21 protein-coding genes are annotated in these 25,451 nt (G+C 72.5%); 7 read left to right on the forward strand and 14 right to left on the reverse strand.

All coding sequences use genetic code 11. The features are described from left to right. Positions 1–15: 15 nt before the first annotated feature. The 6 genes from AB0P17_RS09680 to AB0P17_RS09705 all read right to left on the reverse strand — a co-directional run bounded on the left by AB0P17_RS09680 (position 16) and on the right by AB0P17_RS09705 (position 5,841). Positions 16–990 carry a phosphotransferase family protein gene (locus AB0P17_RS09680; RefSeq protein WP_365809225.1) on the reverse strand — a complete coding sequence of 325 codons (975 nt, stop codon included), beginning with the start codon at positions 988–990 and terminating at the stop codon, positions 16–18. Further along, positions 987–2,189, reverse strand: a complete 1,203-nt coding sequence (locus tag AB0P17_RS09685; protein ID WP_365809226.1) for an acyl-CoA dehydrogenase family protein — start codon at positions 2,187–2,189, stop codon at positions 987–989. Before AB0P17_RS09685 ends, AB0P17_RS09680 begins: the two co-directional genes overlap by 4 nt. Before the next feature lie 21 nt (positions 2,190–2,210). After that, positions 2,211–3,356 carry a thiolase family protein gene (locus AB0P17_RS09690; protein WP_365809227.1) on the reverse strand — a complete coding sequence of 382 codons (1,146 nt, stop codon included), beginning with the start codon at positions 3,354–3,356 and terminating at the stop codon, positions 2,211–2,213. Beyond that, entirely contained in the window at positions 3,353–3,733 is a 381-nt protein-coding gene (locus tag AB0P17_RS09695; protein WP_365809229.1) for an OB-fold domain-containing protein, read from the reverse strand. The genes AB0P17_RS09690 and AB0P17_RS09695 overlap by 4 nt, the downstream gene beginning before the upstream one ends. A 5-nt stretch (positions 3,734–3,738) precedes the next feature. Then, positions 3,739–4,527, reverse strand: coding sequence for an enoyl-CoA hydratase/isomerase family protein (locus AB0P17_RS09700; protein WP_365809231.1), 789 nt, complete (start codon positions 4,525–4,527; stop codon positions 3,739–3,741). Between the two features lie 177 nt (positions 4,528–4,704). Then, positions 4,705–5,841, reverse strand: coding sequence for an acyl-CoA dehydrogenase family protein (locus AB0P17_RS09705; protein WP_365809232.1), 1,137 nt, complete (start codon positions 5,839–5,841; stop codon positions 4,705–4,707). 151 nt (positions 5,842–5,992) lie between these two features. Here AB0P17_RS09705 and AB0P17_RS09710 point away from each other — a divergent pair, with 151 nt between their 5' ends. Further along, positions 5,993–7,063: an NAD(P)-dependent alcohol dehydrogenase gene (locus tag AB0P17_RS09710; RefSeq protein ID WP_365809234.1), complete on the forward strand. Its 1,071-nt coding sequence runs from the start codon at positions 5,993–5,995 to the stop codon at positions 7,061–7,063. Between the two features lie 69 nt (positions 7,064–7,132). On the opposite strand, the gene AB0P17_RS09715 is transcribed toward AB0P17_RS09710, so the two are convergent. Then, positions 7,133–7,663: a potassium channel family protein gene (locus AB0P17_RS09715; RefSeq protein WP_365809236.1), complete on the reverse strand. Its 531-nt coding sequence runs from the start codon at positions 7,661–7,663 to the stop codon at positions 7,133–7,135. Between the two features lie 178 nt (positions 7,664–7,841). Further along, on the reverse strand, positions 7,842–8,399 hold the full coding sequence (locus AB0P17_RS09720) for a TetR family transcriptional regulator (protein ID WP_365809238.1): 558 nt from the start codon (positions 8,397–8,399) through the stop codon (positions 7,842–7,844). 179 nt (positions 8,400–8,578) lie between these two features. On the opposite strand from AB0P17_RS09720, the gene AB0P17_RS09725 reads away from it, so the two are divergent. The 3 genes from AB0P17_RS09725 (at position 8,579) to AB0P17_RS09735 (ending at position 12,750) form a co-directional block, all read left to right on the forward strand. Then, positions 8,579–9,343, forward strand: a complete 765-nt coding sequence (locus AB0P17_RS09725; RefSeq protein WP_365809240.1) for a dienelactone hydrolase family protein — start codon at positions 8,579–8,581, stop codon at positions 9,341–9,343. Between the two features lie 129 nt (positions 9,344–9,472). Then, on the forward strand, positions 9,473–10,570 hold the full coding sequence (locus AB0P17_RS09730) for a glutamate--cysteine ligase (protein ID WP_365809242.1): 1,098 nt from the start codon (positions 9,473–9,475) through the stop codon (positions 10,568–10,570). Positions 10,571–10,770: 200 nt separating this feature from the next. Continuing rightward, a complete protein-coding gene (locus AB0P17_RS09735) occupies positions 10,771–12,750 on the forward strand; it encodes an alpha-glucuronidase (RefSeq protein ID WP_365809437.1) in 1,980 nt (659 codons plus the stop codon). Positions 12,751–12,794: 44 nt separating this feature from the next. Here the strand turns inward: AB0P17_RS09735 and AB0P17_RS09740 are convergent, their stop codons facing one another. The 5 genes from AB0P17_RS09740 to AB0P17_RS09760 all read right to left on the reverse strand — a co-directional run bounded on the left by AB0P17_RS09740 (position 12,795) and on the right by AB0P17_RS09760 (position 19,354). Next, positions 12,795–14,846: a beta-galactosidase gene (locus AB0P17_RS09740; RefSeq protein WP_365809243.1), complete on the reverse strand. Its 2,052-nt coding sequence runs from the start codon at positions 14,844–14,846 to the stop codon at positions 12,795–12,797. Next, positions 14,843–15,535, reverse strand: a complete 693-nt coding sequence (locus tag AB0P17_RS09745) for a hypothetical protein (protein ID WP_365809245.1) — start codon at positions 15,533–15,535, stop codon at positions 14,843–14,845. Before AB0P17_RS09745 ends, AB0P17_RS09740 begins: the two co-directional genes overlap by 4 nt. 146 nt (positions 15,536–15,681) lie before the next feature. Further along, complete coding sequence (locus AB0P17_RS09750) at positions 15,682–17,331, reverse strand: extracellular solute-binding protein (protein ID WP_365809246.1); 1,650 nt, start codon at positions 17,329–17,331, stop codon at positions 15,682–15,684. A gap of 83 nt (positions 17,332–17,414) precedes the next feature. Next, positions 17,415–18,287 carry a carbohydrate ABC transporter permease gene (locus AB0P17_RS09755; protein WP_365809439.1) on the reverse strand — a complete coding sequence of 291 codons (873 nt, stop codon included), beginning with the start codon at positions 18,285–18,287 and terminating at the stop codon, positions 17,415–17,417. A 47-nt stretch (positions 18,288–18,334) separates the two neighbouring features. Next, on the reverse strand, positions 18,335–19,354 hold the full coding sequence (locus tag AB0P17_RS09760) for an ABC transporter permease subunit (RefSeq protein WP_365809247.1): 1,020 nt from the start codon (positions 19,352–19,354) through the stop codon (positions 18,335–18,337). A 216-nt stretch (positions 19,355–19,570) separates the two neighbouring features. Here AB0P17_RS09760 and AB0P17_RS09765 point away from each other — a divergent pair, with 216 nt between their 5' ends. Further along, on the forward strand, positions 19,571–20,584 hold the full coding sequence (locus tag AB0P17_RS09765) for an acetylxylan esterase (protein WP_365809441.1): 1,014 nt from the start codon (positions 19,571–19,573) through the stop codon (positions 20,582–20,584). Positions 20,585–20,631: 47 nt separating this feature from the next. Here the strand turns inward: AB0P17_RS09765 and AB0P17_RS09770 are convergent, their stop codons facing one another. Further along, entirely contained in the window at positions 20,632–22,989 is a 2,358-nt protein-coding gene (locus AB0P17_RS09770) for a glycoside hydrolase family 3 N-terminal domain-containing protein (RefSeq protein WP_365809248.1), read from the reverse strand. Between the two features lie 251 nt (positions 22,990–23,240). On the opposite strand from AB0P17_RS09770, the gene AB0P17_RS09775 reads away from it, so the two are divergent. Together AB0P17_RS09775 and AB0P17_RS09780 are read left to right on the forward strand one after the other, a co-directional pair. Next, positions 23,241–24,278 (forward strand): LacI family DNA-binding transcriptional regulator, encoded by a 1,038-nt coding sequence (locus tag AB0P17_RS09775; RefSeq protein WP_365809250.1) that lies wholly within the window; start codon positions 23,241–23,243, stop codon positions 24,276–24,278. A 19-nt stretch (positions 24,279–24,297) separates the two neighbouring features. Next, complete coding sequence (locus tag AB0P17_RS09780) at positions 24,298–25,323, forward strand: LacI family DNA-binding transcriptional regulator (protein ID WP_365809251.1); 1,026 nt, start codon at positions 24,298–24,300, stop codon at positions 25,321–25,323. Positions 25,324–25,451 lie beyond the last annotated feature (128 nt).

The raw sequence follows: 25,451 nt of genomic DNA on the forward strand, positions 1-25,451 counted from the left end.
TGTGGTCGGTGCGGATCAGCCGAGAAGGTCGCGGGCGGTGCGGATCATCGCGGCGATGGTGGGCGGCAGCCGTTCCTGGTCCGGGTCGTGGTGCCGGCCCTCGCGGTGCCTGCGCAGGTTGTGGCCCATGATCGCGGCCATCTTCATGCGGCCCAGCGCCCGGAACCAGGCCATCGCGGGCGGCGCCGGCCGGCCGTCGAGGTACGCCGACAGCAGTTCGTCCTCGGTGGGCAGACCCGGGACGGCGCGTCCCAGCGCGGGGAAGTTGCGGTGGTCGGCGAAGAGCAGGAACCAGCCGAGGTCGGTGCGCGGGTCTCCGGCGCTCCAGATCTCCCAGTCGACCACGGCCACCGCGCGTTCCCCGGCGCACAGCACGTTGCCGAGCCTGAAGTCGCCGTGCAGCAGCACCGGCGACAGGCCAGGAGGCACCCGGTCGGCGAGGAGGGCGAGCAACTGCTCTGCTCCTGGCCTCAGTTGGGTGGGTACGGCCTGCATGGTGCGGCTCCACCTGGCCAGTTCGCCGGCCGGGTCGAGCGGTGGCGGCGCGTCGAGTCCCGGCGTCCGGAGATCGGTGCCGTGCAGCCGCCGCAGCACCGAGGCGATCTCCAGCATCCGTGCGCGTGCCGTCCCGGCGGGCACCTCCGGTGTGTCGAGTACGGGTTCGACGGCCTCCCCGGCGGCGAAGTCCATCGCGAACCAGCCGGGGGCCGCCGCGTCGACGGCGGCGACGCCGGGCACCGGCACCGGGCCGCCGGCGAGGGCGCGCAGGACCCGGGCCTGACGCAGCACGTCGTTGCGTCCGACCGGCTCCCGGCCGGGCGGCACCGCTTTGACGACGTACGCCGTGTCCCCGGCGCCGACCGAGTACGTCAGCCCGGAGTGGCCGCCCGGCAGTACCTTCAACTCCCCTACGGTCACACCGGGATGGCGGGCGGCGAGCCGGTCGCGGACCCGGGCGGCCAGCGTCGGGGACGGCGGGGCCGTGGTCATCGGGAGGGCTCCTTGGGCAGGCCGAGGACACGCTCGGCGAGGATGGTGCGCTGGATCTCGTCCGTGCCGCCCGCGATGCGGTAACCGGGCGCGCCGAGCAGGTGCTCCGTCCAGGCGTACGTGCCCCACTCCCCCGTGTCGGCGACGAGGCGGGGGCCGAGCAGCTCCGACACCAGGTCGCTGGTGTGCCGCATGGTGCCGGTCGCGTACAGCTTGCCGACGGAGGCCTCCGCGCCGGGCTCGCGCCCGGCGACGAGGGCGGCGGTCACCCGCTGTCCGATGAGCCGCTGCACCAGGGCGCGGATGTGGAGGTCCGCGGCCCGGACGCGTTCGCCGTCGGTGAGCGGGCGGGGCGGATGGGCGGCGAGCCGCAGCGCCCGGTCGGCGTTGTCCAGGCCGAGGCTCCCGGAGTCGAGCCGTTCGGCGGCCAGCACGGTGAGCGTGACCCGCCAGCCCTCGCCGACGGGTCCGAGCCGGTCGGTGTCGGGCACGACCACGTCGTCAAGATAGACCTCGTTGAAGCTGGCGCCGCCGGTCATCTGCCGGATCGGCCGTACGATCACGCCGGGGGCGTCCATACGGACGAGGAACACGGTGATCCCGGCGTGCTTGCGCACCTCGGGGTCGGTGCGGCACACGGCGACGCCCCACGTGGCGACCCGGGCGCCGGAGGTCCACACCTTGTGCCCGTTGAGCACCCAGTTCTCGCCGTCGCGCACCGCCCTCGTCCGCACCGCGGCGAGGTCGGAGCCGGCCTCCGTCTCCGAGAAGAGCTGGCAGGCCAGCTCGTCCGTCCGGAGCAGTGGCCGCAGCCAGCGCCGCTTCTGCTCCTCGGTGCCCCAGACGCCGACCGCGGGGGCGACGAGCTGCTGGGTCACCGGGAAGACCTCGGCGCGCCGGGGCACCTCGAAGGCGGCCTCCTCGGCGCGGTAGAGCTGCTCGTAGTAGCCGGGCAGGCCCTGGCCCCCGTACTCCCTCGGCCAGTTGAGCGCGCCCCAGCCCTGGTCGTACCGGAGCCGCTCCCACTCCTGGGCACGGGCGGTGTGTTCGTGTTCCTGCCGCTCGGTCCAGTTCTCGAACACGGCGACGGAGTCGGAGCCGCTGCCCCATCCGCCGTCCGCGGCGACCGGCCGGGCGACCGTGGCGAGCCAGCTCCTGGCCCGGGCGCGGAACTCCGCCGGGGACGGGTCCTCACTCATCTCTTCCTCCTCCACCTGATATCAGCGGGACAGCACCGTGCAGGCGCTGACGCCGGGCGCGCCGTACACATGGGTGAAGCCGGTCCTGGGTCCGCCGGGCACCTGCCGCGCGCCGGCCCGGCCGCGCAGCTGCTGGACGATCTCGTAGACCTGGCGCAGCCCGGAGGCGCCGATGGGCTCCCCGTTGGCGATGCAGCCGCCGTCGGTGTTGACCGGCAGCGGGCCGCCGATTCCGGTGGCGCCGGAGGCGATCAGCTTCTCCTGTTCGCCGTCCGCGCAGAAGCCGCACTCGGCCATGTGCATGATCTCGGCGCCGCTCTCGGTGTCCTGGAGCTGGCAGACGTCCACGTCGGCCGGGCCGATCCCCGCCTCCTCGAACGCGGCGGCCGAGGCGTCCCGGCTGACGCTGGTCGGCTCGCCCGCCGGGACCGACGGGCTGAACACCTCGAAGGAGCCGAAGCGCCGGGTGCGTACGGCGACCGAACGCAGGGTGACCGGGGGGCCGTTCATGGTGCGGGCGGCCTCGGGCGAGCAGAGGACGAGCGCCGCCGCGCCGGCCCCCGGGGAGCAGAACATGAAGCGCGTCAGCGGGTCGCTGACCATCGCGGAGTCCAGGATCTCGGCGGCCGGGACCGGTTCGCGCCGCCAGGCCCCGGGCGTCCGGGCGCCGTTGTGGTACGCCTTCTCCGCGACCAGGGCGAGGCTCCGCGGGGTGATTCCGTGGTCGTACATGTAGCGCTGGATCTTCATGCCGAAGAACTGGGTGGTCACCATCAGTCCGTCGGTGCCGTACTCCTGGCCCAGGCCCCAGTCCTCGGGGCGTGGGTCGAAGGCGCCGCGCGGGTGTTTGTCGAAGCCGACGGCGAGGGCGACATCGGCCATGCCGGAGCGGATCGCGTTCGCCGCGGAGAGCAGGGCGCTGCCACCGGTCGCGCAGCCGTTCTTGACGTTCACGAACGGCACGCCGGTGAGGCCGAGTTGGGCGACGAGTGTGTCGGCGAGACCGGCGCTGTCGCTGCCACCGAACGCGGCGCGCACCCGGGGCCATGCGGTCCCGGCGTCCGTCAGCGCGGCGTTCACCGCGGCGACGGCCAGTTGCCGGCCGCTCAGCTCGGACCGGCCGAAGGGGGTGCGCCCGGCACCGCAGATGAGGACGTCGGTGCTCATGTTCCCTCCTCGCCGGGGACCGTGGGCCGGGCCCGCGGCACCCCGTCGCCGGCCGTCACCGTCATCGGCGCCCCGATCCGGATCCCGTCGAGGTCGTCGACGTCGAGCACGGCGGCCACCCGTACCCCTGCCGCCAGCTCGACATAGCCGAGCGCGAACGGCTCGAAGCCGCCGGGCGGGGGCTGGTACGGCGGTGACTTGGGCGCGTAACGCTGCACCGTCCAGGTCCACAGGGTGCCCGCGCCGGACAGGGCCGCCGGGTCGGCCGGCCCTCCGCAGCGCGGGCACGTGTCGTCCGCGGGGTAGAGCGACACCGAGCAGCGGGGACAGTGGGCGCCCGCCAGTCCGGCGGGCCCGCTCCGCGGAGGTGTGGTCATGGGGGTCAGCGCCCCTGCCACTTCGGCTCGCGCTTCTCCAGGAACGCCGAGACGCCTTCCTTCGCGTCCTCGGAGTTGAGCGCCACTCCCACGGCGAGGTGCTCCATGACCATCAGCGACTGGACGTCGGCGTCCAGGCTCCGGTCGATGGTCATCTTGGTGAGCCACATCATGAACGGGCTCTTGTCGACGAGGTCCCCGATGAACTCCTCGACCGTCGCGTCGAGTTCGCCGGCCGGGGCGGACTTGTTGATCAGCCCGAAGTCGGCGGACTCGATGCCGGAGAGCAGTTTGCCGGTGAGCATCAGCTCCTTGGTCTTGCGGATGCCGATCATGCGCGGCACGCGGTAGATCGGGCCGGCCCCGCCGAACAGCGACCGGCGGATGTGGAAGTCGCCGATCTTGGCGTCGTCCGCGGCGATGGCGAAGTCGCAGGAGATCATGAGCTCGAAGCCGCCCGCGGTGACATGGCCCTCCAGGACGGCGACGGAGGGGGTCTTCATCGAGTAGAGGCGGTCGCACACCTTGGCGGACTTCACCGCCACGTCGATGGCGTTCGACTTGCCGACGTACTCGGCCTTCAGGCTGTCGAGGTCGAAGCCTGAGCAGAAGGTGCCGCCGCGACCGCGCAGCACGAGGACCCGCAGTTCGGGGTCCTCGTCCACCTCGGTCACGATCTCGTCGAGCCGGTCCAGGATCGGCACGGTGACGCAGTTCTTCTTCCACGGGCGATTGAGCCAGACACGGGCGACATGACCGTCACGCTCGAACTGGATCTCGTCTTCCACTGCCATCTCTCATCTCCAAACTGAACTGAATTCACTACGATTCTGGGGAGCCTGCGACCCCCTGTCAACCCCGCCCTTGACATCGGTTCACTTCACGGAAGGGACGGTTGAACCTGTCAGATCGGGGAAACCTCTCACGTCACTGAACCAAATTCGAGATGCTCGGCAGTGCCGCGCGGTCCCTCACGCGGCCGGGAGGCCGATCAGCCCGGCGAGCCGGGCCCGGTGCTGGTCCGCGGTACCGAACAGCACCTCGGCGCTGCGCGCGCGGCGCACATAGAGGTGGGCCGGATGCTCCCACGTGAAGCCGATCCCGCCGTGCAGCTGGACATACTCGGCCGTCGCGAGCAGGAAGGTCTCCGAGCAGACCGCGGCGGCGGCGCTCGCGGCCTCCGGCAGCCTCGGAGAGGCGGCGGCCACGCAGGCGGTCGCGTACGCGGACGCCGAGCGCCCCGCCTCCAGCGCGACGAGCACATCGGCGAGCCGGTGCTTGACCGCCTGGAAGGAGCCGATCGGCCGCCCGAACTGGCTGCGTTCCCGCACGAAGCGCACCGTGTCCTCCAGCGCGTGGGCGCTGCCGCCGACCTGCTCGGCGGCGAGCCCGGCCCGCCCGGCGTCGAGGGCCGCCGCCACCCCGCCCGACACGCCGACCGGTGTCGCGGGCGCGCCGCGGAACTCCACCAGCGCCTGGCGGCGCGTCCCGTCCAGGACGCGGCGCGCCGTTCGTACACAGGTGTCCGGAGCCGGCTCGCAGGCGAAGAGCCGGGGCCCGTCGGCCGTTCGGGCCCGCACCAGCAGCAGTTCGGCGCCCGCCCCGTCGAGTACGAAGTCGGCCGCGCCCCGCAACACCCAGCCCGAGCCGCCGCGCTCGGCGCCGACCTCGGGCCCGCGGTCCTCGGCGCCGTCCCCGAAACCGGCCACGGTGGCGGTGAGCGTGCCGTCGGCGATCCGCGGCAGATGGCGCTCGCACGCGGACCGGTCACCGCTGTACAGCAGGGCGTGCGCGGCGAGGACCACCGTGGGCAGCAGCGGCGCGCAGGACAGGACGCGCCCGGACTCCTCCAGCGCCACGGCGAGTTCGGCGAAGGTGAAGCCGGCCCCGCCGTACTCCTCGGGGATGGCCAGCCCCTGCACGCCGATCTCGCGGGCCAACCGCGTCCAGAGCCGCCCGTCGTGACCGCGCGGGGTGACGGAGTGCTCACGGAGCGCCTCGGGGCCGTGGGTGTCGGCGAAGAAGTCCCGCAGGACGGTGCGGAGTTCCCGCTGCTCCTCGGTTTCGGCCAGGAGACGCGGGTCGCCTTGGTGCGGACGGGGGCTCATGGGGGTCTCCAATGCGCTCGGATACGCCGGGTTCACTCTCGTTTTGAAATTGAACTCAATTCATGAACGATACGTGCCGGATCCCCGGACGGGCAAGATGCACACGCCGCGACCCGTATTGAACTGACTTCACCTCTGTTACGGTCACGGCATGGGACTGACACGACCCCCGGCGGCCACCATGCGGGCCGTACGGATGACGGCCTGGGGAGAGGAACCGGCGTACGGGACGGTCGAGCGCCCCGTTCCGCGGGGCGCCGAGGTGGTGGTGCGTGTGGCGGCCACCGGGCTCTGCCACTCCGATCTGCACATCGCGGACGGCCCCGCGGGCGCGCTCCCCTACCGGCTGCCGTTCACCCTCGGGCACGAGGTGGCCGGGGAGATCTCGGCCCTGGGCCCGGACGCCGGCGGACGGACCACCGGTGAACGTGTCGTGGTGTACGGCCCGTGGGGCTGCGGGGAGTGCGACCGCTGCGCCGCGGGCCGCGACAACTACTGCGACCGGCGCGGCGAACTGGACTGGCACGGTGCCGGACTCGGCCGGGACGGCGGGATGGCCGAGTACGTACGCGTCCCCTCCGCCCGGTACCTGGTGCCGATCGGCGACCTGCCGGCCGAGCAGGCGGCGCCGCTCTCCGACGCGGGGCTGACCTCCTACCACGCGGTCGTGGGGGTACGGGGGGCGCTCGGCGAGGGCACCACCGCCGTGGTCGTCGGCGTCGGCGGGCTCGGCCATCTGGCGGTCCAGATCCTGCGCGCGACCACCCCGAGCCGGGTGCTGGCGGTCGACATCCGCGAGAGTGCCCTCGCCCTCGCGCACCGGTCGGGCGCCCACTTCGCCACACTGGCGCAGGAGGACACCGCGCGGGTGCTGAGGGCGCGGACCGGCGGGGTGGGAGCCGACGCGGTCCTGGACTTCGCCGGCACGAACGCCTCCCTGGAGCTCGCCACCGGTGTCCTGCGCCCGGGCGGGGAGCTCTCGGTGGTCGGCAGCGGCGGCGGCCGGCTGACGGTCCGCAAACCGGGCGCCCTCCCGCCGGGGTGCCGGCTCTCGCTGCCGTTCTGGGGCACCCGGGCCGAGCTGGCGGAGGTCGTGGCGCTGGCACGCTCGGGTGCCCTCCATGTCGAGACCGAGCGGTTCCCGCTCTCCGCCGCGGCCGAGGCGTTCGGGCGGCTGCGGCGCGGGCAGGTGCGGGGGCGGGCCGTACTCGTACCCGGCTGACACGGCACCGGTACCAGGCCGGCCCCGGCGGAGCCATCCGGCCGGCGCCGCCGCGGTCGCCCGCCGTTGTCAGCCGTCGCCGGTCGGACGGGGGCCGGGGGGCTCCGGTGGCCGCCCCGTACCCGCCGTGGTCAGCAGGTGTTCGATGCGGTCGAGCCGGTCGTGGAGGGCGCGCACATCGTGCGAGATCCCGGCCCGCCCGCCGTGTGCGGCGCGCTCGAACACGGCGGCCAGTTCGCGCAGGTCGCGCCCGGCGTCACCGACGAACCAGGTGGCGACGGCCGCCGTGACGACGCTGAACACGGAGATCCCGGCGAGCAGCACCACCGTGGCGATGACCCGGCCCGGCGCGGTGACCGGATACAGGTCGCCGTACCCGACGGTGGAGGCGGTCTCGACGGACCACCACAGCGCGAGGGGGAAGGACGTGATGGTCGCGTGCGGCGCCGACCGCTCGAACGGGACGATGATCCAGGAACCGGCCAGCAGGACGACGGCCACCGCGACCACGGCCCAGCCGGCCGCCCGTACGTGAAGACGCTGCCACCGCTCACCGCCGAGCAGCCGTTTCAGCACACGGGTGAAGGACAACAACGGCACGGACACACCTCGCTCCGGCGGCGGACAACGCTCGACCGACCCGAAACTACCCGTGCCGTGACGACCTCGGGGCCTTGACACACACGCCCGCCACGGCCACACGGAGACGGCCTCGCCGGGGGCTCCGAGGGCTCCGAGGGCTCCGAGGGCTCCGAGGGCTCCGAGGGCCAGGGTCCGGTCAGCGCGGCGTGACGAGGCGTCGTACCGCGTCCCGGACGACCGCGACGCAGTGTTCCTCCGACAGGCCGTCGGTCCCGGAGGCCCGTGCCCAGTAGGTGGCGGTCGCGAGGACCATCTGGAGGAGCTCCCCGGGATCCCACGCCCCGTCGACGGTGCCGGCGGCCTGGGCCCGCCGTACCGCTTCGATCTTCCGCTCCGCGTGCGCGCGGACGTCGCCCGTCCTCAGGGCGCGTTCACACTCCTCCTCCAGCCGCATCCAGGCCATCATCCGCAGGTCGTCCGGGTGCCGGAAGAAGTGCCCGGCAAGCCGGCCCGCGTACTCCACGAGGTCGCCGTCATCGATCCCGACGGCCATCGAACTGCGCTCCACGGCGCCGCGGACGGCCTCGTCGAACAGCGTCCGCTTGTCGCCGAAGTACGCGTAGAGCCGCTCCTTGCTCGCCCCGGCGTTCCGCGCGATCCGGTCGACGCGGGCGCCGCCCACGCCGTGGCGGATGAACTCGTCCATGGCCGCCTCAAGGATCCGCTGCCTCGCTTCCGCGCCTGTCCTTCGCATGGCGAGCAGCGTACATACAAACAAGTTTGTTTGACTTGCCCGCCGGGCAGTCGCAGACTGCTCCCATCCGCGAACCGAACTGTTCGTCCCGGCCCGGCGATCCGCGAGAGAGAACCGCCCGGCGCCCCGCGGCACACTCCCGGCTCGCCCGTTCATCCGAACCGAAAGAGGGACTTCTCATGGCCGGCACGCACGGGTCCTCCGTCGACATCACCACCCCGGACGGAACCGCCGACGCCTATCTCACACACCCGGACGACGGCGCCCCGCACCCCGCCGTCCTGTTCTACATGGACGCCTTCGGGCTCCGCCCCCACCTGAGGTCCATGGCCGACCGTCTCGCCTCCGCCGGTTACACCGTCCTGGTCCCCAACGTCTTCTACCGCCACGGCCGCGCTCCCGTGGTGGAGCTGCCCGAGTTCATCAACCCCGCCGACCGCCCGGAGATCTTCGAGAGCATCCGCCCCGCCGCTCAGACCCTCACTCCCGAGGGCGCTGTGCGGGACGCCGGTGTCTATCTCGACTGGCTGGCGGCCCACCCCCTGACCACGGGCGGCGCGGCGGGGGTCACGGGCTACTGCATGGGCGCCGGCCTGGCCCTGCGCACCGCCGGGGGACATCCGGAGCGCGTGGCGGCCGCGGCCGGCTTCCACGGGGCGTACCTCGCGACCGAGGCCCCGGACAGCCCCCACCTGCTGGCCGACCGGATCGCCGCCGAGCTCTACTTCGGCCACGCCGATCAGGACCGGACCAACCCGGCCGAGCAGATCGACCGCCTCGGCAAGGCTCTCGGCGCGGCCGGTGTCCACCACCGCTCCGAGGTCTACGCCGGCGCCCACCACGGCTTCACCCAGGCCGACACGGCGATGTACAGCGCCGAGGCGACGGAACGCCACTGGACCGCCCTGCTCGACCTGTTCGGCCGTACCCTGCGCTCCGACTGACACGCGTGGCACCGGCAACTGCCGTGTAAACCGAGGAAGTTGGAGTGGCCGGTTACGGATGAGGGGGTATGGCGGCGGAGCCCCCGCCGCGCACATACTCGAATCTCCGAAGCCCGGGAGGGGAACCTCATGGCGCAACCGCTCACTGTCGGTGCCGAGGAGGAGTTCTTCCTGGTCGATCCTGGCAGCGGGGCGGCCGTTCCCGCCTTCGAGGCGGTGAGCGCCGCCGCGTCGTCCGCCGGACCCGCCCGCCGGCTCCAGCCGGAGGTGTCCTCGGCCCTGATCGAGGCGGTGACGGAGCCGCATCGCGAACTCCTCCTGCTCGCCGACGACATGCGCTCCTTGCGCGCCACCGCCGCGGCCGCCGCCGAGGCGGCGGGCTGCGCGGTGCTGGCGTGCGGGACGGAGCTGCTGGCCGGGCCGTACATGCCGCCGACCGGGAGCTCCCGCTACCGCGCGATCCACCGGAAGTACGGCGCCCACGTGTTCGGTCACATCCCGTGCGGCCTGCATGTCCACGTCGGCATGCCCGACCGGGAACACGCCGTCCGGGTGAACAACCACCTCCGGCCGTGGCTGCCCACACTCCAGGCGCTGGCGGCCAACTCCCCCATCATGCTGGGAGAGGAGACCGGATACGCGAGCTTTCGGTCAATGTGGTGGGCCTACACACCGGTGGCGGGTCCGGCTCCGCTGGTCGCCGACGCGAGTCAGTACGACGCCCTCCTCGACCGCCTGGTCGCCTCGGGGGTGATCCTCGACCGGAAGATGGCGTACTGGTTCGCCCGTCCTTCCGAGGACGTGCCCACCATCGAGATACGGGTCATGGATGTCTGCCCCACCAGCGACACCGAGATCCTGCTGGTGGGACTGGCCCGCGCGCTGGTCGCCACCTGTCTGCAGGCGGTGGAACGGGACGCCCAGGTCCCCCTGGTCTCGGAGCAGTTACTGACCGCCGCCCACTGGCAGGCCGCCCGGTACGGCCTGGAGGGCGACGCCCTGGATGTGGCCTCCGGGCGCCCGCTCCCGGCCTGGACACTGGTGGAACGGCTGGTGAAGCACGTCACTCCCGCCCTGTCGGACGCGGGGGACCTCGCCCTCGTCAGCGATCTGCTGCTGGACCTGCGTACGCGTGGCTCCTGGGCCGGCCGGCAGCGGAGGATCCTCCGGGAGGGCGGTACCCCGGCCGACGTGTCGGCGTATCTCCGCTCCCTGTTCCTGGTGTGAGGCTCACCTGAGTGAGGGGCATGTGGGCCGGTCCCGGTGCGGCCGTCCGCGGCTCGGCACCTTGTACGGGCTCCCGCCCCGCGGCTACCGTCCCCGCACACCGATCAGGAGGCTCAGTGACGGCATCCACGCCCGAACCCGCACCCGTCCCCGTACCTGAACCCGCACCCGCCCCGCCCGGCGGCGTCGACCCGGCGTGGCTGCCGCCCGGGGTCTTCCGCCCGATCGGTTCCCGGCGCACCCTGATCGCCGGAACGGGGCCGCTGGTGGAGACGGTGCATGGTGAAGTGGCGGACGCCTGCGCCCGGTTCGGGGGGCAGGTCGTCAGGGACGCGCGGACCCGGGACATGCCGTACGACGTGGTACTGGAGGTGGCCGGGGGCGACGGCGCGGACGCCCTCGGCGGGGAGGGGTTCGCGCTGGTACGGGCCGGCGGCGTGACCCGGGTGACGGCCGGGGGTCAGGCCGGGCTGCTGTACGGGCTCTTCCATCTGGTGCGGCTCGGCGAGGCGGTCTTCCAGGGCGAGCTCCCCCGCGAGGTGCACCGCCCGGCGCTGGCGCTGCGGATGCTGGACCACTGGGACAACGTCGCCGTACATCCGGTGATGGGCCAGGTGGAGCGGGGCTACGCGGGCGGCTCGCTGTTCTGGCGGGACGGCCTGGCCCGGGGCTCGCGGGCCGAACTGGAGCGGGTGCGCCGGTACGGCAGACTGCTGGCCGCGTGCGGCGTCAATGCGGTGGCCGTGAACAACGTGAACGTGCACCGGGCCGAAGCGCGGCTGCTGACCGACCGGATCGGTGAGGTGGCCGCGATCGCGGACGCCCTGCGCCCGTACGGGATCCGGACACATCTGTCGGTCTCCTTCGCCTCTCCCGTCCTGCTCGGCGGCCTGCCGACCGCCGATCCGCTGCACGAGTCGGTGCCCGGCTGGTGGGCGGAGACGACCCGCCGGGTGTACGCGGCGGTGCCCGACTTCGGCGGGTACGTGGTGAAGGCCGACTCCGAGGGACAGCCCGGCCCGTTCACCTACGGCCGCAGCCACGCGGACGGCGCCAATCTGCTGGCCGGGGCGCTCGCCCCGTACGGCGGTACGGTGCACTGGCGGGCCTTCGTCTACGACCACCGGCAGGACTGGCGGGACCGGTCGACGGACCGGGCCCGCGCCGCCTACGACCACTTCGTGCCGCTGGACGGCGAGTTCGCGCCGAACGCGGTGCTCCAGGTGAAGCACGGGCCGCTGGACTTCCAGGCGCGCGAGCCCGTCTCCCCGGTGATCGGCGCGATGCCGGACACCCGCCTCGCGGTGGAGGTGCAGGCCACCCAGGAGTACACGGGACAGCAGCGGCACGTGTGCTGGCTCGGGCCGATGTGGAGCGAGGTACTGCGGTTCCGCCCCGGGGGCGAGCCGCACCCGAGCGTCGGGGAACTGGCGTGCGGCGGCGGCCTGGTGGCGGTGTCGAACGCCGGTGACGACCCGTTCTGGACCGGGCATCCGCTGGCTCAGGCCAACCTGTACGCGGTGGGCCGGCTGGCCTGGGGGCCCGACGCCGACCCGCGCGCGGTCCTGCGCGAGTGGATCGAGCTGTCCTTCGTCCCCGGGGAGAGCGCCGACCCCGGGCGGCTGCGCGAGGGGCTGCACGCGGTCCTGGACGGCTCGTGGCGCACGTACGAGAAGTACACGGCGCCCCTCGGGGTCGGCTTCATGGTGCAGCCGGGGCACCACTACGGGCCGAGTGTGGACGGCTACGAGTACAGCCCCTGGGGCACCTACCACTTCGCCGACCGGGACGGCGTCGGTGTCGACCGCAGCCGGGCGACCGGCACCGGGTTCGCGGGGCAGTACGCGAAGCCGTGGGCGGAGGTGTACGAGTCGCCCGGCACCTGCCCCGACGCACTGCTGCTCTTCTTCCACCACGTGCCGTACGGACATGTGCTGCACAGCGGCACGACGGTGATCCAGCACATCTACGACACCCACTTCGACGGTGTGGCGGAGGCCGAGGAGGCGCGCCGGGTGTGGGCCGGACTCGCGGACCTTGTGGAACCGGCCCGCCATGCCAGGGCGGCGGAGCGCTACGAGGAGCAGGTGCGCGGCGCCCGCGAGTGGCGCGACCACATCAACACGTACTTCTTCCGGAAGTCCGGTGTGCCGGATGCCCACGGGCGCCCCATCCACTGACACCCGGCGGCCCCGGGAGCGGGCCGTCCCGGGGCAGCCGGGTGTCAGTGGGCGCGGCCCTGCTCCGGACGGAGCACACGGACCCCGCGCGGGTCCAGTGTGAGCGTCTCACCGCGCTCGGTCCGCTTGCCGGTGAGCAGGTCCAGGGCCGTGGCGTGGGCGGTCACGGACACCGGTTCGGGCGCGTGGTTGAGCAGGAAGAGCAGCCGGGTGCCGTCGGGGGCGGTGCGGGCGGCGGTCTCGACCGACGGGTGGTCCGCGTACGGGCCGACGAGTCCGTGGCGGGCGAGGACGCGGCGTACCACCCAGTCGACGCCCGGCTGGTCGAGTGCGGTCGCGACGTACCAGCCCTCGCCCCCGCTCGCGCCGAAGGGGTGGCGGGTGACGGCCGGGGTGCCCGCGTAGAAGTCGGCCCGGTAGGTGCCGACCGGCTCGGCGCCCCTCGGCAGCACGATCTCGAAGACCAGGCGTGCCTCGGTGCCCAGGGCCTCGTCGCCCGTGCCGAGCACGACCGGGTTGGCGGTGTCGGCCGGACGCGCGTCCCACTCGTCGACGCGGACGCCCAGGAGACCGGCCAGCGGGCCGGGGACATCGGTGAGAAACGCGTTGTCGTGCTCGTCGACCCGGCCGGAGAGGAACGTCGTCAGGACGGTGCCGCCGCGCGCGGCGACGGCCTCCAGACGCGGGGCCAGATCGCCCTTCACCATGTGCAGGACGGGGGCGATGACCACGTCGTACGGGGTGAGGTCGGCGGTGACCGCCACCACGTCCACGTCCGCGCCCGCCGCACGGGCGGCCCGGTAGTAGGCGTGGACCACGTCCTGGTAGCGGACGAGGCGGGACGGCCCGTCCGAGAGCTCCAGCGCCCACCAGCTGTCCCAGTCGAAGAGCAGCGCGGTACGGGCCGGGGTGCGGGCGCCGAGGGTGGCCGCGCCCAGCTCCGCCAACTCCCGCCCCAGCTCGGCGACTTCACGGAAGACGCGGGTGTCCTCACGGCCGGCGTGGCCGATGACCGCGCCGTGGTACTTCTCGCAGGCCCCGCGCGAGGCGCGCAGCTGGAAGTACAGGGCGGCGTCGGCGCCGTGGGCGACGGCCTGCCAGGTGGCCAGCCGCAGCTCACCGGGGCGCCTGAGCGGGTTCACATCGCGGCAGGCGGTGGTGGAGGGGGTCTGCTCCATGAGCCAGAAGGGCGCGCCGTCCTTGAGACCGCGCATCAGGTCGTGTCCGAGGGCGGCCCGGGTGGGCGGGGCGTCGAGCGGCGGATAGCTGTCCCAGGAGGCGAAGTCGAGATGGGGCGCCCAGCGGTGGCAGTCCAGCGGACGGTAGGTGCCCATGAAGTTGGTGGTGACCGGTGTGTCCGGGTCGTGGGCGCGGATCGCCTCCTTCTCACCGAGGAAGCAGCCGAGGAGGGCGTCCGTGGTGAAGCGGTGGTAGTCGAGGGTGATGCCCTGGAAGGCGGTGTGGTCGGGTCCGCGCCAGTGCTCGGTGAGGGCGCTGGGCGCCTCGATCTCCTCCCAGCTCGTGTAGCGGTGCGACCAGAAGGCCGTGCACCAGGCATCGTTGAGGGCGTCGAGGGTGCCGTACCGCTCGCGCAGCCAGGTGCGGAACGCGGCGGCGCACCGGTCGCAGTAACAGGCCCCGCCGTACTCGTTGTTGATGTGCCAGGCGAGCAGCGCCGGGTGGGCGGCGTAGCGCTCGGCGAGGCGGTCCGCGAGGGCGGCGGAGAGCCGGCGGTACGCGGGAGAGCCGGGGCAGAAGTTGTGGCGTTGTCCGTAGCGGTGGCGGCGGCCCTCGAAGTCGGTGCGGTTGACCTCGGGACGGGCGCGGGCCAGCCAGGGCGGGAGGGCCGCGGTGCCGGTGGCGAGGCACACGCGCCGGTCCTCGGCGGCGGCGCGGTCGAGGATGCGGTCGAGGACGGTGAAGTCGTAGGTGTCCTCGGCGGGTTGGGTGAGCGCCCAGGAGAAGACACCGACCGTGAGGGTGTCGATACGGGCCGCGCGGAAGAGGCGGTGGTCCTCGTCCCACACGGGGTCGGGCCACTGCTCCGGGTTGTAGTCGCCACCGTAGGCGATCTTGTGGGTCTCGGGGGTGGTCATACGGTGAAGTCCTCCTGGGCCTCGGTGATCACCGGGCGGGTCGTGTGGAGCAGGCAGAGCAGCAGCGGCGCGGCGAGCAGGGCGGGCAGGGCCTCGGTGAAGAGCACGGTGAGGCCGGCGGCGAGGGCGAGCAGGGAGGCGGTGCCGAGGGTGGCCCCGCCGTGCCGGAGCATGAGGTAGGCGGCCAGGCGGGCGGTGTCGGCGGTGCGGAAGGTGAAGAGCGAGGCGAGCACGAGCGCGTACGTGCCCCACACCACCGACACCAGGCCCGTGAGCGCCGGCAGCCACGCCCACCAGCGGGGAAGCCCCGCGGCGGGGAAGTGGGCGAGCGAGAAGCCGATGACCGAGAGCCAGCCGAGCAGCGGCGCCCACAGTTTGAGCACGGGCACGGCGTTCAGCCGCCAGCCGCGCGTGTACGCCCGGGCCGGACGCAGCTCCGTGAGGTCCCGGCCGCGGCTGTGGAGCGCGTACAGCGCGGCGGACAGGGCGGGGCCGAGCGGCAGCAGACAGACGGCGGCGAGCGGCAGGTTGGACGCGTCCCGGGCGAGGAAGAGGAGGGCGACGAGGCAGGGGGCGGTGGCCACGAGGACCATCAGCTGGGTGATGAGCAGGGTGTGGACGAGGGCGGCGGCCCGGGAGAGCGTTCCCGTGCCGAAGGTGTGGCGGCGGGCCGCCTCGGGGGTACTCATCCTGGCTCCTTCTCGGGGCGGTCCGGCGGCCCGGGGTGCGCCGCCGGGCCGCGTGGTCCGGCGTACGGTGGCGGTCCGGGCGGCCCGGTGTGCACCGAGGGACCGCGTGGTCCGGTGTGCGGTGGTGCGGGCCGGGCCGGTTGTCGTCAGCCGTTCTCCTTCCTGAACCGTTCGTACGCCTTGTTGGTCACGTCGACGAACTGCTGCATGTTCTTGGCCTTCAGTTCGGCGACGTAGTCGTCCCATTCGGAGAGCGGCCGCTTGCCGAGGGCGAACTGGAGGGTGTTCTGCTTGACGTGGTCCCTCAGCGGGGTCTCCCAGAGCGTGGCCTGCTCCTGCTCCATGGCCTGGAGGGGGTGGGCGGGCTCGACGGGGAGCCGCTCGCGCCGGGCCATCGAGTCCTGGAACGTCTTCTCGTCCGCCGTGAAGGAGGACGCGACCAGGGACCAGGTGCCGCCGTAGGAGAAGACGCCGTTGGAGAAGCCGTAGTCCTTCTGCAGGTCCCTCTTCGCCTCCGGGTTCAGCCCCAGGACCTTGATGCCGTCGAGGGGCTGGTACCGGCCGGGTCCGGATGTCGTGTACGTGACGTTCCTGACGCCCCACTTGGCGAATTCCTGCCCGGCGTCCGAGTACCACAGCCAGTCCACGAACTGCATCAGCGCGACGAAGTCCTCGCTCTTCAGGGCCTTGCTGGAGATCAGCATGCCGTTCTCCAGACGGCTGCCCGCCACCACCGGGCCGGCCGGGCCGATCGGCACCGGGATCATCTCCATGGAGGCACCCTTGATCTGCTTCGCCAGGTTGGTGCGGTACTCGTCCGCCAGGACCTGCGGATTGCCGCTGATCACGAAGGACCTGCCGCCGAAGAGCTTCTGCTTGGCCTGGTCGTCGGACTGGGTGAAGCTCTCCGGGTCCACGAGACCGTCGGAGACCAGCTTCCTCAGATAGGTGAGCATCGCGCGGTACGCGTCCATGGCGCCGGTGAAGACGAACTGCTGCGCCTCGGCGTCCCAGGTGGCGTTCTGGTACCCCCAGCCGCCCTTGGTGCCGTAGGACGGGGCGAGGAAGTTGAGCAGCGCGCCGCCCGGCTCGGGCTGGTTCCAGCGGTCCGAGAAGGGATACACGTCGGGGTGGGCCTCCTTGAGGCCCTTCAGCACCGCGTGGACCTCGTCCCAGGTGGCCGGCAGGTCGAGTCCGGCCTTCTCCAGTACGTCGGTGCGCAGGACGAGGGAGTAGCCGGGTTTCACCTTCTCGTGCAGGCCCGGCAGCAGGTAGTACTTGCCGTCGGCCTGCCGGATGGAGTCCAGGTCGGCCGCCAGCCCCCACTTCCTGACCTTGTCCTGGAAGTGCGGCATCAGGTGCGCGTACTCGCTGACCGGGAGGATGGCCCCCGAGGAGACGAACGCGGTCTCCGCGCCCGGGTACGTCTTGGGGATGAGGAAGGGCGCGTCCCCCGCCCCGATGAGCAGGCCCCGCTTCTTCTCGTAGTCGCTGTACGGGACGGCGGTCGCCTTGAGTGTGACGCCCGTACGCCGGGTCAGCTCCTTCCAGAAGAGCCAGTCGTCCTTGAGCGGATAGGTCGGCATGTTGTTGTGGAGGATGGTGAAGGACAGCGGTTCGGTGGCCTTGAACTGGTCGCCCACGCCGTACTTCTTCATCGCGCCGGTCTGTTTGCGCGCCAGGTCCTTCGCGTTCCCGTCGGCCTCGCCGCTGCCGCAGCCGACGAGAACGGTGAGGCCGGCGAATCCGGCGGCGGCGAGCAGGCTCCGCCGCGAAAGCTGTCCGGAGTTCTTCACGGATACTCCTTTGTTCCGTATGCGGGTGTTCCTCCGTGGTGGAGCGGGTTCTTTCCGTGGCGGCGGTCCCGGCCGGTCCCCTGTCAGCCCTTGACCGCGCCGAGGGTGACGCCGGAGACGAAGTAGCGCTGGACGAACGGGTAGACGGCGAGGATGGGAAGGGCGGTGAGCAGAATCGTCACGGCCTGGATGTTCGCCCCCACCTGGGTGAGCTGCTCCGACTCGGCGCCCAGGTTTCCCCCGCCGGTCGCGCCGGCGATCATGTTGCGGAGATAGACGGTGACCGGCATCAGTTCGGCCCGGTCCATGTAGAGGAAGGCCCCGAACCAGGAATTCCAGAAGGAGACCGAGTAGAAGAGCACCATCGTCGCGATCACCGCCTTGGAGAGGGGCAGCACGACCCTGAGCAGAGTGCCGTAGGTGCTCAGCCCGTCGATCTGCGCGGCCTCTTCGAGTTCGGTCGGCAGCCCCTCGAAGAACGCCTTCATCACGAGCAGGTTGAAGACGCTGATCGCGTTCGGGATCACCAGCGCCCACAGTGTGTTCTTCATGTCGAGGCTGGTGATGAGGACGTAGTTCGGGATCAGGCCGCCGGAGAAGAACATGGTGAAGACGGCGATGCCGATCAGCGCGCCACGGCCCTTCAGCCGCCGCTTCGAGAGGACGTACGCGTAACAGGTGGTGAGCACCATGGCGATGACGGTGGCCACCACCGTGTAGAGGACGGTGTTGCCGTAGTTCCGCCAGAACATGCCGTCCGAGACGACGAGGCGGTACGTGGTCAGGTTGAAGCCCTCGGGCAGCAGGCTCACCTGGCCGGCCCGGATCCGGTCCTCCGCGCTGAGGGAGCGGGCGATGATGTTCACGAAGGGGTAGAGGGTCACGGCCACCACCCCGGTGAGGATCAGCCCGTTCACCCCTTGGAAGACGCGGTAGCCCCGGGAAGGCCGGTGCACCGAGGCGCGCGGGCGCGGGGCGCGGCGGCGGGGGCCGCCCGTTGTGGTCACCACAGGCTCGTCCCCACCGTGCGACGCGAGAGCTGGTTCGCGGAGAAGATCAGTACGAGGCCGATGACCGCCTCGAACAGGCCGATCGCGGCGGCGTAGCTGAAGCTGTTGGACTCCACCCCGGCGCGGTACAGATACGTGGAGATGACGTCCGCGGTGGGGTAGGTCAGCGGGTTGTAGATCAGCATGATCTTCTCGAATCCCACCGCCATGAAGGTGCCGATGTTGAGGATCAGCAGCGTGATCATGGTGGGGCGGATGCCGGGCAGGGTGATGTGCCATATCTGCTGCCAGCGGTTGGCGCCGTCGATGCGTGCCGCCTCGTACAGCTGGTCGTCGACGGTGGTGAGCGCGGCGAGGTAGAGGATGGTGCCCCAGCCGGCGGTCTGCCAGATCTCCGAGCCGACGTAGACCGTACGGAACCACTCGGGTTCCTGGAGGAACGGGATCGGATCGTGGCCGAAGGTCCGCAGCGCGTGGTTGACGGGTCCGTCCGTGGCGAGGATCTGCATCGTGATGCCCGCGACGATCACGACGGAGAGGAAGTGCGGGAGGTACGACACCGACTGCACGAACCGTTTCAGCGCGCGGGTGCGCACCTCGTTGAGCAGCAGCGCCAGCACGATCGGGATCGGGAAGCAGAACACGAGCGTGAGTGTGCCCAGCCACAGTGTGTTGGTGAAGACCTGCCAGAAGGTGGGGTCGCTGAGGAACATGTGCACGTAGCGCAGGCCCACCCAGTCCTCGCCCAGGATCGAACCGCCCGGCTCGAAGCGGCGGAAGGCGATCACGTTCCCGATCATCGGCAGATAGCGGAAGACCAGGAGGAACAGCAGCGGCAGCACCGCCAGCGAGTACAACTGCCAGTCGCGGCCCAGCGCCTGGCGCCAGGTGCGGCGCGCGGCGGCCGGCCGGCCGGGCGGGGGGTGTCCGCCGGCCGGCCGCGGCTCCGGGGGGCCGTGCGGCGGTTTCCGCGTTCCGTCCGGTGGTGGGTCCAGTGCGGTGGAGGTGCTCATGCTCGGGCCTCCGTGGTGTGGGCGGAGTGGGTGGCCGGGCCCGGGGGGACCGGCCGCAGAGGGTGGTGGTGCGTGGGTGGTTCCTGGCGCGCCCGTCGCCCCGCACAGGGGGCGTCAACTCCGCACAGGGGCTGTTACGGTCCTCCGGAGATGTTCGACCGGACAGCGGAACGGCCGGACGGCTGTGCGCCGTCCCCGACCGCCCTGCGAGGTGCCGTGCCCGCCTTCGATCTCCCCCTGGACGAGTTGCAGCGCTACCGCCCCGTGCTCGACGAGCCCGCCGACTTCGACGCCTTCTGGCAGGACACCCTGAAGGAGGCGGAAGGGGCCGGCCCGGTGGTGTCGGAGCGTCCCGTGGACACCGGTCTGCGGCTGTTCGAGACGTGGGACGTGACCTTCCGCGGATTCGCCGGCGAACCGGTGCGCGCCTGGTACACACGCCCCGCCGGGGTGTCGCGCGCCCTGCCCGCCGTCGTCGAGTACGCGGGGTACGGGCGCGGGCGCGGGCTCCCGCACGAGCGGATCACCTGGCCCGCCGCCGGGTTCGCGCACCTCCTCATGGACAACAGGGGCCAGGGGGACCGGTACGGGTGCGGTGGCGACACCCCGGACCCGCACGCCTCCGCGCCCGGTGGCCCCGGACCCGCCGCGCGCGGCCTGCTCGCGCCGCGCGACTACCACTACCGGCGGCTGATCACCGACGCGGTGCGCGCCGTCGCCGCGGCGCGCGCGCTGCCGGGCGTGGACGGCGCCCGGGTGGCCGCGGTCGGCAACAGCCAGGGCGGAGGGCTGGCACTGGCGGTCGCCGGCCTGGTCCCGGACCTCGCGGCGGTGCTGGTGAGCGCTCCGCTGCTGTGCGGGATCCGCCGCGCGCTGGACCTCGCGGGCGCCGGGCCGTACGACGAGATCGCCGCGTACCTCGCGGTGCGCCGCGAGGCCGCGGGCGCCGCGCTGCACACGCTCTCCTACGTGGAGGGGGCGTCCTTCGCGCGCCGCGCCCACGCACCGGCGCACTTCGGTGTCGGGCTGCGCGACACGGTCTGTCCGCCCAGCGGTGCCTTCTCCGCCTTCAACCGCTACGGCGAACTGACCGGCCGGGAACCGCGCCGGGAGATGCACACCTACCCCTTCAACGGGCACGAGGGGGGCGACGCGGTCCACGTACGCGGACAACTCTCCTGGCTGCGCGCGGTGATGGACGACGCGGCGGGCGGTGCGGTGGGCGACTGAGTGACGGAGGTGTCCCCCGGGACCCCTCGGACCTGGACCGCGTGTGTTCACGCCGGCTCCTCCCGGGTACGCGGGGTGCCGGCCGCCGACGGGGCGGAGACCGTGACCGTACTGATCCTCGGCTCCGTTCCGTCGACGTGGTGAACGGCTCCCGTGAGCCGCACGGTCTCCTCGCCGATCACCTCACCGGCATCGCGCCGGACGCCGACCGTGATCGTGCCGGGTTCGATGATCCGGCGCCCGTCGCGGCCGGTGAACGCCAGCAGCCGGGTGGGCACGGCGAAGCCGACGCGTACGGACTCCCCCGGTTCCAGATGGACACGCGCGAACGCCACCAGCTGGGCCAGCGGACGCGTGACGGAGGCCACCGGATCGGACGCGTACAGCTGCACGACCTCCGCGCCGCCGCGCCGCCCGGTGTTGCGTACGGTGACCGCGCAGCGGATCGCTCCGGCGACCTCGACCAGGGGCGCCTCGACCGCGAAGTCCTCGTAGGCGAACTCCGTGTAGCTCAGGCCGAATCCGTAGCGGGCGGCCGGCGCGGTGTCGACCCGGGTGACGGAACTCGCGCCGCCCAGCGGCGGATGCAGATAGCTGTACGGCTGGGCACCGGCCCCGCGCGGCAGGCTCATGGGCAGACGTCCTGACGGGTTGACGCGTCCGCTGAGCACACCGGCGACGGCGCCCGCCCCCTCCTCCCCCGGGAAGAAGGCCTGCACCACGGCTGCTGCGCCCTCGAACATCCAGCCGACGGCATAGGCGCGTCCGGTCAGCAGGACCACGATCGTCGGGGTGCCGGTCGCGACGACCGCCTCGACGAGGGCCCGCTGCGCGCCGGGGAGTTCGAGGTCGTCGACGTCGCAGCCCTCCCCGCTCGTACCGCGCCCGAAGAGCCCGGAGCGGTCCCCCACCACGACGACGGCGATGTCGGCGCCGCGGGCCGCGGTGACGGCGGCCGGGATGTCCTCCGTGGCTCCGTCGGCCACGCCCGTTCCCCGCGCCGCGAGGACCGTGGCGGGGGCGAACTCACGGCGCAGCGCGGCCTCGACCGTCTCCGCCCGCAGACCGGACGGGGTGCCGGGATGGTGCGGCAGGACGTGGTTGATGAAGGAGTAGCAGCCGAACAGGGCGGGCACGGAGTCCGCGTTCGGACCGATGACGGCGAGGGTGCGGACGGCCCGGGCGGGGTCGTCGAGCGGCAGGACGCCGTCGTTGTGCAGCAGCACCACGGAGCGTTCGGCGATCGTGGCCGCGAGCAGCCGGTCCTCCGCCGTGTCGAGGTCGGGGGCCGGTCCGGAGGGGGGCGTCCAGTCCGCGTCCAGCAGGCCGAGTCCGGCCTTCTGCGTCAGCACCCGCTCCAGCGCCCGGTCGACCACGTCGAGGGGGAGGCGGCCGTCGGCGACGCGCTCCTGAAGGGGGCGCAGATAGGCCACGCCCGTGGGCAGTTCGACATCGATGCCCGCGGTGATGGCCTGGGCCGCGGCGTCGCCCGGGTCCTCGGCGACCCGGTGCAGGGTCTGCAGGAAGGCCACGGCGAAGTAGTCGGCGACCACGGTGCCGTCGAAGCCCCACTCCTCCCGGAGGGTGCCGGTCAGACGGGCGGCGTCGGCGGCGACGGGCACCCCGTCGATCTCGGCGTAGGAGTTCATGACGGAGCGCGCCCCGGCGTCGCGCACGGCCACTTCGAAGGGGAACTCCAGGACGTCCCTGACCTCGCGTTCCCCGGCGTGTACGGGGGCCAGATTGCGGCCGGCCCGGGAGTTGGAGTAGCCGACGAAGTGTTTGAGCGTGGCCACGATCCCCGCGCTCTGCAGACCGCGGACGTACGCGGCCCCGGTGAGCGCGACGTGGTAGGGGTCCTCGGAGATGCACTCCTCCACGCGTCCCCAGCGCATGTCCCGGATCACGTCGAGCACGGGCGCCAGCCCCTGGTGGATGCCGAGGCCCGCCATCACACGGCCGACGCGGGCCGCCATCCGCTCCACGAGGGCCGGGTCGAAGGTGGCCCCCCAGGCCGGTGGCACCGGATAGGTGGCCGCCTTCCAGGCGGCCAGTCCGGTCAGGCACTCCTCGTGGACGATCGCGGGAATGCCGAGTCTGGTCCGTTCGCGCAGCCACCGCTGTTGGGCCGCCAGCGCCGACAGCCCCTCGGCGGGATCGAGCGGCCGGGTCCCGTAGTGGCGGGTGATCTGGCCGAGCCCGTGCGCGGCGAACTCGGCGAACCCCTGTTCCACCGTGTCCATCGCGTCCTGGAGGGGAGCCACGGCACCGCTGTCGCGGTCGACTCCCTGCCACAGGCCGACGAGTTGGGCGAGCTTCTCCTCCAGCGTCATGGCGGCGATCAGGTCGAGGACGGCGCCCCGGCCGCGCCCGAGGCCGACCGCTTCGTCATTGAGGGCAGACACGTATCACTTCTCCGCGTTCGGCGGGCCGTCCCGCAATTCCCGGCAAGTAGATCTCTGCAACCGCCCGCAAGAGTTGCGGCGGATTCATGACGCGGACGCTAAGTCCGGGTAAAAACGGGTGTCAAGGAAGTGGTTGAGAACTCGCGGACCACACATGGTTTGCATGAGGAGTTGGCGGAATATTCCGCCAACTCTTGCGGGAATTTGCGGTACAGCCGTACCGTCAGAGCGCTCTACGAGAGGGAGCCGGCATGACCGGTCGGGCAACGATGGCGGCGGTGGCCAAGGCGGCGGGGGTCTCGATCTCCACGGTGTCGCGGGTCCTCGCCGACAAACCGGATATCTCCGAGGAGACTCGGGGCCGCGTCACACGGGCGGCGAAGGAGACCGGATATGTGGCGCGCAAGGGACGGCAGCAGCCCCAGGACGGCATCCTCGACGTCCTCATCGAGGGGATCACCACCCCCTGGGCGGGGGAGCTGATATCCGGAGTGCAGACCACCGCGTTCAGCCTCGGGTACCGGCTCGCGCTCACGACCACCAGCCACCCGCGCTTCAGCGTCCGCGACTGGATCGCCGTCCGCAAAACGCGCCCCACGGACGGGGTGATCCTCGTGCTCTCCCGCGCCCGCCACGACGAGATCGCCGCACTGGCCGGTCTGTCGGCCCCGCTCATCCTGCTCGACCCGGTGGGCACCAGCGAACCCACCATTCCGACGGTCGGGGCCACGAACTGGTCGGGAGGGGCCGCCGCCACCCGGCACCTGCTCGAACTCGGGCACCGGCGCATCGGGTTCATCGGCGGGCCCGCCGAGATCCAGTGCACCCGCGAGCGGCACGAGGGCTACCTCGCCGCGCACCGTGAGTTCTCGGTCGCCCCCGACCCCGCTCTCACCCGCTACGGGGACTTCCTCCTCACCGGCGGAGTCGCCCACGGTGCCGCGCTGCTCGACCTCCCGGACCGGCCCACCGCCGTCTTCGCGGGCTCCGACGGGCAGGCCGCCGGCGTCTACCAGATGGCCCGCGCGCGCGGACTGCGCATCCCCGAGGACCTCTCCGTCGTCGGGTTCGACGACACCACGATCTGCACGATGCTCGCCCCGCCGCTGACCACGGTCCGCCAGCCCCTGGCGGAAATGGCCGCGGAGGGAGTACGGCTCATCGCACAGGAGCGGGCACGGCCCGGTTCGTCGCGGGGGCGGCGGATCGAGCTCGCGACCTCGCTCGTCGTCCGGGACAGCACCGCACCGCCCGCCGCCGTCGAGGGGACACCCCCGGTCGGCACCTGACCCGCTGGAGGAGACCGCGATGCACGGACGGACGACCGGACGGACGACCGTACGGATGACCACGGTGGCCGAGCTGGCCAACGTCTCGCAGAGCGCGGTCTCCAAGGTGCTCAACGGCCGCCCGGGCCCCTCCCCCGAACTGCGGCAGCGGGTCATGGACGCCGTCGCGGCCACCGGCTACCAGTGGCATCGCCGCGCCACGCGCCACGGGTCGGTGGAGGTGGTGTTCGGCAGTGTGGGCAGCGCCCTCAACGCGCCCCTCCTGCGCGGGTTCTCCGCCGTTCTCCGCGCGGCCGGCCGGCCGCTCACCGTCAGCCATGCCGACGGCGACCCCGACTGGCTGGAGCAACTGCTCGCCCACCGCCCGGCCGGCGCCGTGTGCGTCCTGTCCCCCGTGCCGCCCGAGGTGCGCCGGCGGCTGGCCGAGGCCGGGCTGCCCACCGTCATCCTCGACACGATCGGCGACGCCCCCGCGGAGATGAACGCCGTCGGGGCCACCCAGTGGCGCGGCGGGGCGCTGGCGGCCCAGCACCTCACGGGGCTCGGCCACCGCAGGATCGCGCTCATCACCGGACCGCTGGACCTGGTCTGCTGCCGCGCCCGCTTCGGCGGGTACCTCTCGGCGCTGCGCGAGGCGAACATCCGCCCGGACCGCGCGTTGATCCGTTCGGTGCGCTTCCAGGCGGAGCCGGCCCGGCGCGCCGCCCACGCCCTGCTGGACGACTGCCGTACCCCGACCTCCTTCGTGACCGGCAACGACCTCCAGGCCCTCGGCGTGATCGAGGCGTGCGCCGAGCGCGGGCTGCGGGTCCCCGAGGACGTCTCGGTCGTCGGATTCGACGACATCGACGCCGCGCGGTCGTCGGCCCCCGCCCTGACCACCGTCCGACAGCCCTTCGAGGACATGGCCGCCGAGAGCATCCGGGTCCTGGGCGCCGTCACCGACAACCCCTCGCCGGTCCCCGTCCGCCTCGACATGTCGGTGGATCTCGTCGTCCGGAAGTCGACCGGTCCGCCCGCCGGCCACGACGGCCGTCCGGAGTGAGCGCTCCTCGCCCGGGGTCCACCGGCGGGCGATTCCCCCATGACGAATCCCCCTGTGGGGGTGACTTGCCGCGCAAGCGGTCGCGAGAACCGGGGATGGTGTGCGCTCGTCTGGTACCAGCAAGGAAT

This window comes from Streptomyces sp. NPDC088124, from assembly GCF_040685895.1.
GTDB lineage: Bacteria > Actinomycetota > Actinomycetes > Streptomycetales > Streptomycetaceae > Streptomyces.